Source organism: Streptomyces sp. NPDC091972 (assembly GCF_044756385.1).
In the GTDB taxonomy this organism is placed as follows: Bacteria; Actinomycetota; Actinomycetes; order Streptomycetales; family Streptomycetaceae; genus Streptomyces.
The window spans coordinates 250130-264010 of sequence record NZ_JBIVSV010000013.1; the positions used below are offsets into that span (position 1 = coordinate 250130).

Below are 13881 nucleotides of genomic sequence, written 5' to 3' on the forward strand. Positions count from 1 at the left end.
GATCATGGAGGTCCTGGGACTTGCGTGACCGTCGACCGGCGTCGATTACCTCGCCAAGCGTGATCCTGAACGCAGCCATGCGGAGCATGGTGAAGGAAGCCGGCAGCCTCGGCCTCATGGTCCGGTTCGAATCCGTCCCTGCTGTTCGACCAGCCCAGTCACTGGGGCTTTCGTGTAAGGACCAGAAGGGGTCGTACGCCGACACCAGTGGTGTGTCTGCCCCACGCCGTCATCGCCCGGCCAGACGCCGGCCCGCTTCGCGAGCGGCTGAGAGCGCGTCGGAGCGCTGCTGCTGGGCGAGCTCACGCAGGCTTTCCATGCCGGGAGTGGTCTCAGCGAGGGTGAGTTCGCGCTTGATGACCGTGAGATCGGCTCCCCAGATGTCGTCGAGGACCCGCTCCAGGTACGGGGTGGAGTGGTCCCAGCCTTCACGCGGAGTGCCTGGCCCGTAGCCGCCTCCCAGCGCAGTCACCAGCACTGTCGGGGTGCCTTTCAGCAGCGGCGTGGTGGGTCCGGCGCCCGCAATGACGAGGTCCACCCAGGTCTTGAAGTGCTGGGAGATGCCGTAGTTGTACAGCGGCACGGCCAGGATTGCGGCATCTGCACCCTGCACTTCTTCGGCCAGGGCCGAGGCCAGGGCCAGTGCTTCGCGCTGGGCTGCTGTGCGATCCGTCTCGGGCGTGAAGCCGGCCACCGTGGCGAGGGACCAGGCGTCAGCGGGCAGGGAGTCGGTGCCGAGGCGGCGCCGGGTCACCGTGCCGTCGGGGTGGGCGGCGGTCCACTCGGCCTGAGCGATGTCGGCTATCTCGGCACTGGCGGATGCGCCGGGAAGGATGCTGGCGTCGAGTCGGAACAAGTTCATAGTTGGCCATCTCTCTAACGGGCTGTGGGCGTGCATGCGGGTGCGACGTCGGGAGGGTCCCCGAGAGTTCGCGCTTCCAGCACAGCCTAAACGGACTTTACCCCGTTTGGTGTTGCTGCTTGTAGATTGGACCCGTGGACTTCTCAGTAGTGCCTTTCGGTAAGCCGCGCGGCGAGCGCGCCGATGCGGTGCGCAACCGTGAGCATCTGCTGCGCACCGCCCGCGAGATGATCGAGGAACACGGTGTACCGAAGGTCACGATGGACGGCCTGGCCGAACGCGCCGGCCTCGGCAAGGGCACCGTCTTCCGTCGCTTCGGTACACGGGCAGGTATCTTCCAGGCGCTGCTGGACGCGGACGAGCGGCAGTTCCAGGAGAGGGTGCTGTCCGGACCGCCGCCGCTGGGGCCCGGAGCCGATCCCGTGGAGCGCCTTGTCGCCTACGGCCGCGCCCGTGTGGCCTTCCTCGTGGACCACCATGCGATCGCGCGAGCCGCTATCGACCGCGACGAGCCCGCCCTGGTCGGCGACGCATCGCTGACTCAGCTCCATCTCCGGATGCTGCTGCGCCAATGTGCGCCGATGCCGAACTTGGAGGGCGTGGTGGTGCAGCTCACCGCGGCCTTGGAAGGGCCCCTCCTGCTGGTCCTGTCGCGTCCGACGCCCGATGCTGGGACTGCGTCGGAGATCAACGGCTTCCTCGGTGACGCCTGGCAGACGCTGATCGAACGCCTCGTGCGGTGATGACCCGCGGCGCGGGCCAGTGGCTTCACGCCCCGGATTGCCTGCTGCGGTGCTCCGTCCGCCGTGCGGCACCGACTATGCCGAACACATGCGGCAGGTCTCCCAGGAGGTCACACAGGTTCGCTTCCCCGACAGCTCACGTGGACCGGTGACCCGCAAGGCCCGTCGGCAACGCCGACTCCGGCCCGCCCGGGAAGGGCCGTGGACCAGGCCCTGACGCGGCGACGCGCGTCGTAAGGGGGGATCGACAAGCCGTGGATACGCGATTGCACGGGCGATAGAAGTGAAGCAGCACATGTTGGAACGCGGCAGAACTCTCAGAAGGGGGAGCGTCGTGATCGATCGCGCAGGGCTGGCGGGCTTTCTCCGTAACCGACGTGAGGCGCTACAGCCGGAGGACGTCGGAATGCCTCGGGGGCAGCGCCGCAGAACCAGCGGGCTACGGCGGGAGGAGGTGGCGACGCTGTGCAACATGTCGGCCGACTATTACTCCCGTCTGGAGCGCGAGCGTGGTCCGCAGCCGTCACTGCAGATGCTCGCGGCGATAGCCCAAGGGCTCCACCTGTCCATAGACGAGCGTGACCATCTGTTCCGGCTGGCCGGACACAATCCGCCGCCGCGTGACAGCTCCAGCGAGCACATCAGCCCGGGGTTGCTGCGTGTTCTGGACCGGCTACAGGACACGCCTGCGGAGATCGTCACCGAACTCGGGGAGACCTTGCGGCAGACACCGATGGGCGTCGCCCTCACCGGCGACACGACGCAGTACACGGGTCCTGCTCGCAGCAGCGGCTACCGGTGGTTCACCGACCCGAGTGCCCGGGACCTGTACGCTCCGGAGCAGCACGCGTTCATGACCCGTATGTATGCCGCAGGCCTGCGCGCCATCATCGCCCTCCGCGGTCCCGACTCCCGAGCCGCCTATCTGGCGGATCTGCTCCTGGACTCCAGCGAAGAGTTCCGGCGGGTGTGGGATGACCACGAAATCGGGATCCGCCCGCGCGAAGTCAAGCACTTCGTTCACCCCGAAGTCGGTGCCCTGGAGTTGAACTGCCAGCGCCTGATCGATCCGGACCAGGCCCACTCCCTGATGGTCTACACCGCCGTCCCAGGCACGGAGAGCTACGAGAAACTGCAGGTCCTGTCCGTGATCGGCGCACAGACACTGCACTGAACCGACGCCCCGAAGACCTACTTCGACCGTCCGAAGTTCCAGGGTCCGGCAGCCGGGCGGCGGCGGCATAGTCGGCACGCCCCAACCCGGACCGTGTCGGCCGGCGCAATGTCACGTGATCCTTTCTTCCGGTCTTCGCGATGATTCTCGCTCGCTGTCAGGCGCTACGGGCCGAATGGACGGCGGACCTGACGCAGGTCTTACATCTCCGGCCGGCGCGCGTCGCCAGGTTGTTCGGTACCACCTCGGTTGTCGTTACCGGCCTGCCCTGAATCGCTTCCACCGTCCCGACGCTCGGTGTGTCACCCACGGCCGAACCCGCTTCATGCCGGGTCCCGGATCGATGCCCGCTTCAGCCCCTTCAGCCCGACCCGAGCCTGGGATCGACAGAGCCTGGATGATCCCGCTCCCGGCGGCCAGCCTTGGAGCAGCGCTCGACCCGAAGGCCACACGAATGGACGCGGCGCCGGCCTTCCCCTGCCCGAACTTGCCATCAGCCAGGAGGCATTGATGAATGATCAGAACGACGTGGGAGGCGCCGGTTCAGGTGTGTCCCGACGCAACTTCGTAGGGGGGAGCCTGGCCGCCGTCACCGTGGCGCCGCTGCTTACCGGACAGGCCGAGACGGCAGAAGCCGCCCCCGTAGCCACCGTCGACGGCGTGACGCCGGTGACGGTACGAACCGCCGTCAACGGCGATCCGGTCACCCTGCGGGTGGACCCGCGAGCCACCCTGCTGGACACACTCCGCGAGCGGCTCGACCTCAAAGGCACCAAGAAGGGCTGCGACCGGGGACAGTGCGGCGCCTGCACTGTGCACATCGACGGCCGACGCGTGCTGTCGTGCCTCACGCTGGCCGCCACGACGAGCGGCCACCAGGTCACCACGATCGAAGGGCTGGCCGACGGCGACCGGCTGCACCCCATGCAGCAGGCCTTCGTCGACCACGACGGTCTGCAGTGCGGCTTCTGCACCCCCGGACAGATCATGTCCGCAGTTGCCATGGTCGACAATGAAGGACCCGCCCGCTCGGACAACGAGATACGTGAGCGCATGTCGGGCAACATCTGCCGGTGCAGCGCCTACCCCCGCATCGTCGACGCCATCCGGGACGCGCAGCAGGTGATGCGCTGATGCGGCCCTACATCTACGCCCAGGCGCGCTCGGTCCGCGAGGCGGTGCGCAACGCCAAGCCCGGCACCGCGTTCCTGGCCGGTGGCACCACCCTGGTGGACCTCATGAAGCTCGAGGTGATGTCGCCCGACCGTGTCGTGGACATCAACCGGCTGCCACTGGACGGCATCACCCTGGACCATCAGGGTCTGCACATCGGTGCGCTCGAACGAATGAGTGACGTGGCCGCCGCGCCCGCCGTACGCAAGCACTACCCGATGGTCGCGCAGGCGCTGGAGCTGAGTGCCTCGGCCCAGCTGCGCAACATGGCGAGCATCGGCGGCAACCTGCTGCAGCGCACGCGGTGCGGTTACTTCCGCGACGTCACGACCCCGTGCAACAAGCGTGAGCCGGGCAGCGGCTGCTCAGCCCTGGAAGGGATCAACCGCGGCCACGCCGTGCTGGGCACCAGCGACGCGTGCATCGCCACCCATCCCAGCGACCTCGCCGTCCCGCTGGTGGCGTTGAGCGCGATCGTCCACCTGGCCTCGGCGCGCGGCACGCGCACCGTACCCCTGGAGACGTTCTACACCCTGCCCGGTGCCACCCCCGAGGTCGAGAACGTGCTGCGGCCGAACGAGCTCATCACCGGGATCACCGTGCCCCGCTCGCCCTGGGCGGCGCACTCGCTGTACCTGAAGATCCGCGACCGGCAGTCGTACGAGTTCGCCCTCACCTCGGCCGCCGTCGCGCTGCAACTGCGCGGGCGCACCATCGTGAACGCCCGCATCGCCGTGGGCGGAGTGGGGACCAGGCCGTGGAGGCTGACGGCCGTCGAACGCGCCCTGACGGGCCGGCCCGCCACCTCCGCGACGTTCGAGGCGGCCGCCGCCGGCGCCGCGGACGGCGCCCGCCCACGGGAACACAACCGGTTCAAGCCCGCGCTGCTGCGTCGCACCCTGGTACGGGCCCTGACCGAACTGCAGGAGAACCGGTGAGCGGACGGCATGGCCCAGTACGGCCTCACTCCGTCGGGGCAGGCGGTTCCGGATCTGGTGGCGCACATGCTTGAGATCGCCGCTGACCTGGTCGAACGTGTCCGTCGCGGGATCCCGTTCGTAGCTGCCACCGTCACGAGCGTTGCCGGCAGCGCTCCGCGGCAGCCCGGCTCGTCTCTGGTAGTGGACGCGGACGGCACTGTGCTGGGCAACGTGTCGGGCGGGTGCGTCGACGCCGCGGTCCACGACACGTGCCAAGGCATGTTGGCCGGGGACCACCACGCCCGGACCCTGCGGTTCGGGTACAGCGACGCCGACGCATTCGTCGTGGGTCTGACCTGCGGTGGCACCATCGAGCTGTTTCTGCGCCACCACGATCCGACTACCGAGCCATGGCTCGAATCGGCCTTGGCCGATGCCGCAGGCGGCCGGGCGGTGGCCGTGGCCACGATCGTGCGCGGCCCGGAGATCCACCTCGGCCGGGCCATCGTCGTGCGGCCCGGGGGATCCCTCTCAGGAACGCTCGGGGACGAACTGCTCGACCAGGTCGCCGAGGCACAGACCACCGGTGCCTTGCACGCCGGGCGGACCGGCACGCTCGAACTCGGGGTGGCCGACAGCTACTGCCGGGAGCCGATGACCTTGCTGGTGGAGAGCAGCTCCCCACCGCCTCGGATGCTGGTCTTCGGCGCAATCGATCACGCAGCCGCGCTGGCCCGGCTCGGCTCATTCCTCGGCTACCAGGTGACCGTCTGCGACGCCAGGGCCACGTTCGCCACCCCGGAACGATTCCCGGACGCAGAGGTTGTCGTCGAGTGGCCGCACCGCTATCTCGGGTCCCAGGCAGAGGCTGGCCTGCTGGACCAGCGCACCGTCGTGTGCGTGCTCACCCACGACCCCAAGTTCGACCTGCCGCTCCTTAAAGCCGCGCTGCGCATGCCGGTTGCGTACGTAGGGGCCATGGGGTCCCGCCGGACCCACGAGGAACGCCTGACCCGGCTCCGTGACGCCGGTCTTACCAGCGGGGAGCTCGATCGACTGCACTCGCCCATCGGCCTCGACCTCGGGGCACGTACCCCGCAGGAGACAGCGCTGTCGATCGCGGCGGAAGTCGTCGCCCACCGGTACGGCGGCTCCGGGGCACCCCTGAGCACCGGCGTCCCTATCCACCACGGTGCCCCGTCGACCGGCACACTCGCAATCAGCAGTTGAAGGATTCACGATGTCCCGTTCCCCAGTCGGACGCGAGACCGAGCGCGTCGACGGCAAGCTGAAAGTCACCGGCGCGGCCGAGTACTCAGGTGACTACCGCGCCGCCGACCTCGCACACGCCCATCTCGTCACCAGCACCATCGGGCGAGGCACCCTCACCGGCATCGACACGGCGGCCGCGCTGGCCTCACCCGGTGTCCTGCGTGTCTATGCCGCGCCAGACCCTCGCTTGGGCCTGTATCCCATCACCGGCCCGCTCGCCGGCTTCGTCGAGAACTACGTCCCGCTGCGTGACGCGGAGGTCCACTTCCACGGCCAGGCCATCGCGATGGTCGTCGCCGAGACGCCCGAGCAGGCACGCGACGCTGCCGCGAGGGTCACCGCGACCTACGAGACCCGGCCACCGCGCACCTCGATCGCGGACGAGCCCCACGTTCCGGCCGGCCCTACCATCAGCGGTTCACCCAGCAGCCTCAACATCCTGGCGCCCGGTGTCTCCTCGATCGACGCCGCGCTCGCCGCCAGCGACGTCGTCGTGGAGGCCGAGTTCCACCAGCAGATGCAACACCACGCGGCGATGGAGCCCCACGCCGTCCTCGCCGTCTGGAAAGGTGACCAGGTCACCATCTACGCCGGCGCGCAGGTTCCCTCGGCGTACGCCGTCGGGACGGCCCAGCGGCTCGGCGTCCCGCCACAGAACGTCCGGCTGATCACGAAGTACGTGGGCGGCGCGTTCGGCGCCCGCGTCATCCTGTGGAGCGACACGCCGCTCGCCGCCGCGGCGGCCCGGGAGATCGGCCGCCCGGTCCGGCTCGTCCTCACCCGCGAGCAGATGTTCACCCTCACCGGCCACCGGCCGCAACTCGCGCAGACCGTCCGTCTGGGCGCCTCCCGCGACGGCGTCCTCAATGCCGTCAGCCACCAGAGCGTCTCCGAGCGCCCGACCACCGTCACCTTCCCCATGACTCCGGCGCACGCCACCACGGACGCGCTCTACCGCACTCCGAACCTGCACGTCGATGCACAGCTGGCCACCCTCGACATCCCCGGCAGCCGGGCGATGCGCGGCCCCAACGAGGCACCCGGCTCCTTCGCCCTGGAGACGGCGATGGACGAGCTGGCCGTCGCCACCGGCGTCGACCCTGTGGAGCTGCGGCTGCGCAACTACGCCACCAAGAGCCCTTCCACAGGCTTGCCGTGGTCGAGCAAGCACCTCGAGGAGTGCTACCGCGTCGGCGCGCGGCGATTCGGCTGGTCGGCCCGCAGCGCCAAGCCCCGCTCACGCGTCGACGGGCAGTGGCTGTACGGCACCGGCATGGCCACTGCCATCTACCCGGCGCACCGCCGGGCCGCGAGCGTGCGGGTCCGGTTGCTCGACGACGACACCGCCGTGGTCTCGACCGGGATCTCGGATTTCGGCACCGGCGGGGCGACCATGGTGGGGATCTCCGGCGCGGACGCCCTCGGGATTCCTCTGACGCGAGTGACGCCCGAGATCGGCGACACCGTGCTGCCGCAGGGTGCGCCCGCCGCTGGATCCAGTGCCACGCACGCCACCGTGCCGTTGATTGTGAACGCCGCCCGCGACGCGATCAACGAGCTCAAGCGGCTCGCCGTCACCGACGACAGGTCGCCGTGGCACGGAGCGAACACCGACGACCTGCGCTACGAGCGCGGCGTCCTGCACGGTCAAGGGCGGTCGATGACCTTCGGCCGCCTGCTGGCCGCCGTCGACTCACGAGGCATCACGGCCCTCGCCGAGTCAGCCGGCGACGCCGACCCGGGGTATGTGCACCACAGCTTCGGCGCCCACTTCTGCGAGGTGCGGGTCAACCGGTTCACCGGCGAGACCCAGGTCACCCGGTTCACCACGGTCGCGGACGTCGGCCGCGTCATCAACGCACGGGCCGCCCGGAGCCAGCTCGTCGGCGGTGTCATCTTCGGTATCGGGCACGCCCTGCTGGAGGAGAACCCGCTGGAGCTCGACACCGGGCGCCTGGCGTCCAGCACATTCGCCGACTATCTCGTGCCCGTGAACGCCGACGTCCCCGACATCGACGTGCACCTGCTCGGTCGGCCTGACCCTGTTCTCACCGGGCCGCTGGGCGACGGCGCTGAGGAGGTCGGGACCAGCAGCCTCGGCGCCCGCGGGCTCGGGGAGATCGGCACGGTGGGCTCGGCGGCCGCGATCGGGAACGCTGTCTACCATGCCACCGGGATCCGGGTGCGCGACGTGCCCATCACCCTCGACAAGCTGATCGAGCACCTCTGATCGAACGTAGTGGACACTGTCCGGTTCTCAAGGGCCGCTTTCGGACACAAGCCGGCGAGGAGGACGCGTGCGGCACAGGAACGACCCGCACCTGCGCTCGGACGCGCAACGCAACCGCGAACGCATCCTGGAAGTGGCCCTCACCGAGCTGTCCCGGGCCGCCGACACCCCGCTGAGCACGATCGCCAAGAAAGCGGGCGTCGGACAGGGCACGTTCTACCGGAACTTCCCCAACCGCGAGACCCTCGTCCTAGAGCTCTACCGCCACGGAGTACAGCAGATCGCCGACTCCGCGTCCGAGCTGCTGGAGACCATGGAACCCGACCGCGCGCTCAGGGCGTGGATGGACCACCTCGCCCGGTTCGCGATGACCAAGGCCGGCCTGGCGGAGGCGATCCGCCAGGCCCTGAGCACCCCGTCCGGCAAGGCGGCGACCCCAGGCCACACCCCGGTGACCGAGGCTGCCGGTCTCCTGCTCCACGCCTGCAAGGAGGCCGGCACGATCCGCCCCGGCATCACGGCCGACGACTTCATGCTGGCCATCGCCGGCCTGTGGCACCTCGCCCCGCACGACGACTGGCAGCCCCAGGCGACACGCCTGCTGGACATCGTCATGGACGGACTCCGTGCGGGGGCACCCGGACGTCCGCGCCCCTCCGGGCGATCAGGCCGACACTAGGGACCAGCGCTTGCTGACACGGCGCGGCCCGTATTGGGAAGGGCGGTGCGGGCGCCGGTGGCGATGTCGGCGGCGTTGACGCTGGTGCGCGTCTCCACGTTGTTCGGTATTACCCCGGTGTCGGCGTTCCTCGGCACAACTGCCGAATCCGACCGTCGTTTATGTCACCGGCATGGCGTGGGATGTGTCCGCGACTTATCCGCGATAGCGGTGAGCCGCTGCAACTTCTCGTGGCTCTCGCTACCGGGGACCGCTGTGTAGACGGACAGATGGTGGGACCACTCGGGGTCTATCAGTACCTGATAGTGCAGTTCCAGTGTGCCGACGTCGGGATGTACGAAGCGCTTGACGACTGGTGGGATGGCGACTTCGTGCTTCTCCCACACCTGCCTGAACTCTTCGCTCTCGGCCAGGAGCAGGTTCACGAACTGCGCCGCGCGGGAACTTGGGCCGCGTAGCGTGGCGATCCGGCGCAGGCCCGAGGCGAACATGCGCGTAAGAAACGGGTGGTCCTCAGGGGCGTAGAGCTGCCGGGCGGCCGGATCGATGAACCACCGGTAGCCAATGCTGCGAGCGGGCCCGCGGTAAGAAGTGCGGTCGCCGGTCAGGGCCACACCCAGCGGGCTCTGGTGGAGGGTCTCACCCAGTTCGGTGATGATTTCGGCGGGCGTGTCGTCCAGACGCTCCAGGATGCGCAGAAGGCCGGGACTGACGTGCGGACCGGCCGGCTCACGCGCGGGTGCGTTCAACCCGGCCAGCCGGAACAGATAGTCGCGCTCATCCAAAGAGAGATCGAGCCCTTGCGCGATGGAAGCGATCAGATGCTCGGACGGCTGAGGTCCGCGCCCACGCTCGAGCTTCGCGTAGTAGTCGGTCGACATGTTGCACAGCAGGGCCACCTCCTCTCGCCGCAGCCCACTGGTCCTACGTCGCACACCACGCACGAGTCCGACGTCCTCCGGCTGTAGTGCTGCCCGTCGCCGTCGGAGGAAAGCGGCCAGCCCAGCCCGATCGATCGTCATGCGCTGCCTCTGTTGTCACTTGCCTGCACCGGACCATCTTTACCGTCTCGATGCGTGGTGTGTCACGTGAGGCCGATCCCGCATGATGCTGCAGACCCGGATCGCCCGATTCACCACGTTCGCGGACCTCAGCCGCGTCATCCATGTGTGAGGACCGGGCCGGCGCCTCAGCGGCTACGGGCCCTGAATACTCTGGCCGGCAGTTATCACGGCGAGGATGCTGCCGCAGGCCGGACGTCAGCTCCCGGAGCGCCATCGGCACCGTCGTCTGGCTCGGCGCTCGGCACCGCCTTCGCGTGAGCCGTTGCCCGGCGCGGCTACGACGTCGAAGGAGGTCGCAAGCGAGCGTCAACGCGGCCACGGCGTCCACCGGGTGGTGCCGCGGCGGGGGATAGACAGCAACTCGCCCTCCCCGGCACCGACCGAGGCCGCAGCCGTTGGCGGTGATCGGGCTCGTTCACCCACTCCGCAGTCCACGACCACGGAGCGGGGCCGCCGTTTTCCTCGTGTGGCCGTTCTGTTTTACGCAGCCAGCTGACGGCGCAGGGCCTCTGCGTCGTGGACGTTCGTCATGTGCACGAACCGGCCGTCACGGATGTGGTAGACGGCGAACTCGACGATTTCGAAGGAGGCGCCGGAGGGCGCCACACTCAGCCACTCCTTGGCGGGTGTGCCGGTATTCAGCAGCCGTGCGGCCAGGTGGTCGCCGTCCACGGAAAGTTCCTGGATCTCCCAGTGCAGGTCCGGCACGGTGTTCCCCAGCTCAGTGAGCGCCGAAACGATCAGATCTGCGGTAACGGCGTCGCCGAAGTACGTGAGGTCGTCACTGAGGAACTCACGAACGCCGGCGAAGTCGTGGGCGTTGAGGGTCTCGATGTAGCGCGTGTAGAAGGCGCGGAGGTCGGTGTCTGACATGGTTCCTCGCTTGGTGGTGAGGCCAGCACCTTGCTGGTCTCACCAGCGTTGCCCAGCCCGATGCTACGATCCATAACATGTCGTCCATGATTCTTCATCGATCGTCCAGCGCCTTGGCGCCCTCCGATCCCGTGGCCGACAGGATTGGCCTCTTGCGGCCTCGGACCGAAGCGCACCCGGGTCTTCATGCCGCGGCGCCTTGGGCGGTGCAGTTCGACGCCTTCGAATTTGTCAAGATCGGATGCGCGGTGCGCGGTGGGTGCTGGCTGGTTGTGGAGGGATGTGAGCCCCTGTACCTGAAGGAGGGCGACTTCTTCCTCCTGAGGTCTCCCGGCCCTCACGTACTCGCCACTTCGCCCACCGCAACGCCTCGACCCGGTCGCGAATTGTTGGAGAAGGCCTCGCGGGGCGTCGCGCGGATCGGCGCTGAGGCCGACGAGACCAACTACGTGTGCATGGCGTCTCTATGGTTCGACGAGGCCAACGCTCCACTTCTGCTGGAGATCCTTCCTCCTCTTGTGCACTTGCCGGCGACGAATCCCCTGATGCGCCAAGTCGCCTACATCACCGAACTGTTGGGGATGGAGGTCGAGAGCAGAGCTGTCGGGCGATCCCTCGTCCTGGACCATCTGGCACAGATCATGTTCGTTCAGGTGCTCAGGGCGCACGTCGCACAGACCGATCAGCCCGCCGGCTGGCTGGGAGCGCTCAGCCATGACGGAATCGGCGCAGCGCTGCGTGCCATGCATGCCGATGTGGCTCACCGCTGGACCCTTCGTGAGCTCGCGGCCATCAGCCATCTTTCCCGATCCGCTTTCGCAGCCAAGTTCAAGAAGGAGGTCGGCGTCGCGCCCCTGGAATACCTCATCCAGTGGAGGATGAGCCTCGCCCGTGACGCGCTTCGCCGTGACACGCATTCAATCTCCGATCTGGCCTTCGCTACCGGATACGAATCAGAGAGCGCGTTCAGCACGGCGTTTCGCCGTGTCGTAGGAGTCTCGCCGCGGCAGTTCCGCGATGGTGCACGTCGCGCCGCAGGCGCCCCCGATGAACGCGAAGAACATTCGCCCTCCTGCCAGGAACCGGAACAATCAGCACCCCCCTCGGGATCTAGCTCAGAAGTCGCACCTCGATCGATCGCGGAGCGGGGGAATCGAGCAGAGTTCCTCGTCGGGTGATCTTCTGCGGTGCGCGCATGAAGGCAGGGTCCCGGCGTCGGAGCAGCTCTGGGCCTCGGCGTTCGTGTCGATCCGCCGCGTCGGCGAGGAGCACTCGCTCTGCTCGCTGGCGCTTGGACGGCTGCTCGTCGGCGCCGCGGTGCTGGGCGCCCTCTGCGATCCGGCGCGAGGGTCGCCGCCCCGGGGCCGATCTCGCCAGCCACGGCCGGACGATACGTAAAGTAATGTGGACCCTTTCTTATGGATGGCATCCTCGCTCTCTCGCAGTATTGATGTTGAACGGAACGGCATCGAGATAGTGAGCCTTTTTCAACCTCATGTCTGTGCTGGCCGGCGGCCTGTTGACGGTTGAGCACACCAGTCCGCAGCGAGGTCATGACCAGCTGATCCGTGGCCGGTCACGGTGGCCCGGACGCTTGGCCGGACATGGTCAGCGGAACCGACGGCCAGGTCGGGGAGGGCTCGGTTACGGAGATCCCCATGGGACAGCTTGAAGGCAAGACGGCCGTCGTCACCGGAGGCAGCACCGGTATCGGTCTGGCCACGGCCTTACGACTGGCGGACGAGGGTGCGTACGTGTTCATCACCGGGCGACGCCAGGCCCAGCTGGAGGACGCTGTCAAAATCATCGGCACCGACCGGACCACCGCAGTCGTCAGTGACATCGGAAAGGCGGAGGACCTGGACCGGCTCTACGGCACCGTTCGGGCACGAGGCCGGAAGCTGGACGTGCTCGTGGCCAACGCGGCGATCGGCTCGTTCGTGACGCTGGAACAAACCACCGAGGAGCATTTCGACCAGACTTTCGCGGTCAATGTCCGAGGCACTCTGTTCACCGTGCAGAAGGCATTGCCGCTGCTCAACGAGGGAGCGTCGATCGTCCTTGTCGGTTCGACGGCCGCTGACCGTGGAACGGAGGCGTTCGGCGCGTACGCAGCGTCGAAGGCAGCCGTCCGGTCCTTCGCACGGACGTGGTCCGTCGAGTTCAAAGGCCGCGGCATCCGGGTCAACGTGGTCTCTCCCGCATGGATCGAGACTCCCGGAATCGCCACCACCTTCGGTGACGAGGAGACCTTCGAGGCCATCAAGGAGCATGTGGCCACAGCCGTTCCCAGCGGCCGCATGGGCACGCCCGAAGAGGCCGCCGCAGTCGTGGCCTTCCTGGCCTCGCAGCAGAGCAGCTACGTCACCGGCGCGAACTTCTACGCCGACGGTGGCGCGAACCAGGTCTGACCCTTCAGCCGTAGATCGCCGCGCTCGCCGTAGTGCGTCGACTTCATGTGACGGGAACTGTCGGCAGGAAGGCGGAGTTGCTCGCTCTGGACTAGCGTCGCTCACCTGTGGCAGGTGAGCAGCCGAGGAGCGGAGCGAGCCGCCGCATGGTGAGGTTCTGGCGGTATACACGGCCACCATCAGCACCCGCTCGGCCAGCGGAAGACACCACGGCGGACCACCACCGGGGCCGTCTCGGCGCCGCTCGCGCGCCACGCGCAGCAGCTTCTCGAACCGCCCCATGCGCAACCCGGCGAACGTCTCCACCCACACCCGCTCAGCACGTAACACTGTGGCCGTACCAAGAAGATGCCCTGGCCGCAGCCTTGTGCAACACCCTTTAGCAGACACCGCGGCTACCTTTGAACGCTCATTGGTACGGCCACGCAGGAGGCAACGGTCGCCACCCGGCCGTGGTCACCCAGCTCTTCAGCAGCCGAC

The 13881-nt window shown here is 68.1% G+C and carries 12 protein-coding genes and 1 pseudogene; 9 read left to right on the top strand and 4 right to left on the bottom strand.

What is annotated here, in order from left to right:
* Positions 1-229 precede the first annotated feature (229 nt).
* Complete coding sequence (locus ACIQJT_RS32735; protein ID WP_402649440.1) at positions 230-862, bottom strand: FMN-dependent NADH-azoreductase; 633 nt, start codon at positions 860-862, stop codon at positions 230-232.
* Positions 863-996: 134 nt separating this feature from the next.
* Between ACIQJT_RS32735 and ACIQJT_RS32740 the strand changes: the two genes are divergently transcribed.
* The 7 genes from ACIQJT_RS32740 (at position 997) to ACIQJT_RS32770 (ending at position 9053) form a co-directional block, all read left to right on the top strand.
* Positions 997-1605 (top strand): TetR/AcrR family transcriptional regulator, encoded by a 609-nt coding sequence (locus ACIQJT_RS32740; protein ID WP_402649441.1) that lies wholly within the window; start codon positions 997-999, stop codon positions 1603-1605.
* 295 nt (positions 1606-1900) lie between these two features.
* Entirely contained in the window at positions 1901-2779 is an 879-nt protein-coding gene (locus ACIQJT_RS32745; protein WP_402649486.1) for a helix-turn-helix transcriptional regulator, read from the top strand.
* Between the two features lie 510 nt (positions 2780-3289).
* Positions 3290-3913 carry a 2Fe-2S iron-sulfur cluster-binding protein gene (locus ACIQJT_RS32750; protein WP_365461391.1) on the top strand — a complete coding sequence of 208 codons (624 nt, stop codon included), beginning with the start codon at positions 3290-3292 and terminating at the stop codon, positions 3911-3913.
* Positions 3913-4890 carry an FAD binding domain-containing protein gene (locus ACIQJT_RS32755; RefSeq protein ID WP_402649442.1) on the top strand — a complete coding sequence of 326 codons (978 nt, stop codon included), beginning with the start codon at positions 3913-3915 and terminating at the stop codon, positions 4888-4890. Before ACIQJT_RS32750 ends, ACIQJT_RS32755 begins: the two co-directional genes overlap by 1 nt.
* Positions 4891-4956: 66 nt before the next feature.
* Entirely contained in the window at positions 4957-6102 is a 1146-nt protein-coding gene (locus tag ACIQJT_RS32760; RefSeq protein WP_402649487.1) for an XdhC family protein, read from the top strand.
* A gap of 10 nt (positions 6103-6112) precedes the next feature.
* Positions 6113-8374 carry a xanthine dehydrogenase family protein molybdopterin-binding subunit gene (locus ACIQJT_RS32765; RefSeq protein ID WP_402649443.1) on the top strand — a complete coding sequence of 754 codons (2262 nt, stop codon included), beginning with the start codon at positions 6113-6115 and terminating at the stop codon, positions 8372-8374.
* A gap of 67 nt (positions 8375-8441) precedes the next feature.
* Positions 8442-9053 (top strand): TetR/AcrR family transcriptional regulator, encoded by a 612-nt coding sequence (locus tag ACIQJT_RS32770; RefSeq protein WP_402649444.1) that lies wholly within the window; start codon positions 8442-8444, stop codon positions 9051-9053.
* 164 nt (positions 9054-9217) lie between these two features.
* Here ACIQJT_RS32770 and ACIQJT_RS32775 read toward each other — a convergent pair whose 3' ends face one another.
* Positions 9218-10075 carry a helix-turn-helix transcriptional regulator gene (locus ACIQJT_RS32775; protein WP_402649445.1) on the bottom strand — a complete coding sequence of 286 codons (858 nt, stop codon included), beginning with the start codon at positions 10073-10075 and terminating at the stop codon, positions 9218-9220.
* A 522-nt stretch (positions 10076-10597) separates the two neighbouring features.
* Complete coding sequence (locus tag ACIQJT_RS32780) at positions 10598-10990, bottom strand: ester cyclase (RefSeq protein WP_365461401.1); 393 nt, start codon at positions 10988-10990, stop codon at positions 10598-10600.
* A gap of 77 nt (positions 10991-11067) precedes the next feature.
* Between ACIQJT_RS32780 and ACIQJT_RS32785 the strand changes: the two genes are divergently transcribed.
* Positions 11068-12168, top strand: coding sequence for an AraC family transcriptional regulator (locus ACIQJT_RS32785; protein WP_402649446.1), 1101 nt, complete (start codon positions 11068-11070; stop codon positions 12166-12168).
* A gap of 480 nt (positions 12169-12648) precedes the next feature.
* Positions 12649-13401, top strand: a complete 753-nt coding sequence (locus ACIQJT_RS32790) for an SDR family NAD(P)-dependent oxidoreductase (protein WP_402649447.1) — start codon at positions 12649-12651, stop codon at positions 13399-13401.
* Between the two features lie 106 nt (positions 13402-13507).
* Here the strand turns inward: ACIQJT_RS32790 and ACIQJT_RS32795 are convergent.
* A pseudogene (locus ACIQJT_RS32795) lies at positions 13508-13683 on the bottom strand (transposase family protein); the annotation flags it as partial.
* Between the last annotated feature and the right edge of the window lie 198 nt (positions 13684-13881).

What these genes read in the sequence shown, in the direction of transcription:
- ACIQJT_RS32735 (WP_402649440.1), bottom strand. Translation starts at nt 862, where the DNA reads ATGAACTTGTTCCGACTCGACGCCAGCATCCTTCCCGGCGCATCCGCC.
- ACIQJT_RS32745 (WP_402649486.1), top strand. Translation starts at nt 1,901, where the DNA reads ATGTTGGAACGCGGCAGAACTCTCAGAAGGGGGAGCGTCGTGATCGAT.
- ACIQJT_RS32750 (WP_365461391.1), top strand. Translation starts at nt 3,290, where the DNA reads ATGAATGATCAGAACGACGTGGGAGGCGCCGGTTCAGGTGTGTCCCGA.
- ACIQJT_RS32755 (WP_402649442.1), top strand. Translation starts at nt 3,913, where the DNA reads ATGCGGCCCTACATCTACGCCCAGGCGCGCTCGGTCCGCGAGGCGGTG.
- ACIQJT_RS32760 (WP_402649487.1), top strand. Translation starts at nt 4,957, where the DNA reads ATGCTTGAGATCGCCGCTGACCTGGTCGAACGTGTCCGTCGCGGGATC.
- ACIQJT_RS32765 (WP_402649443.1), top strand. Translation starts at nt 6,113, where the DNA reads ATGTCCCGTTCCCCAGTCGGACGCGAGACCGAGCGCGTCGACGGCAAG.
- ACIQJT_RS32775 (WP_402649445.1), bottom strand. Translation starts at nt 10,075, where the DNA reads ATGACGATCGATCGGGCTGGGCTGGCCGCTTTCCTCCGACGGCGACGG.
- ACIQJT_RS32780 (WP_365461401.1), bottom strand. Translation starts at nt 10,990, where the DNA reads ATGTCAGACACCGACCTCCGCGCCTTCTACACGCGCTACATCGAGACC.
- ACIQJT_RS32785 (WP_402649446.1), top strand. Translation starts at nt 11,068, where the DNA reads ATGTCGTCCATGATTCTTCATCGATCGTCCAGCGCCTTGGCGCCCTCC.
- ACIQJT_RS32790 (WP_402649447.1), top strand. Translation starts at nt 12,649, where the DNA reads ATGGGACAGCTTGAAGGCAAGACGGCCGTCGTCACCGGAGGCAGCACC.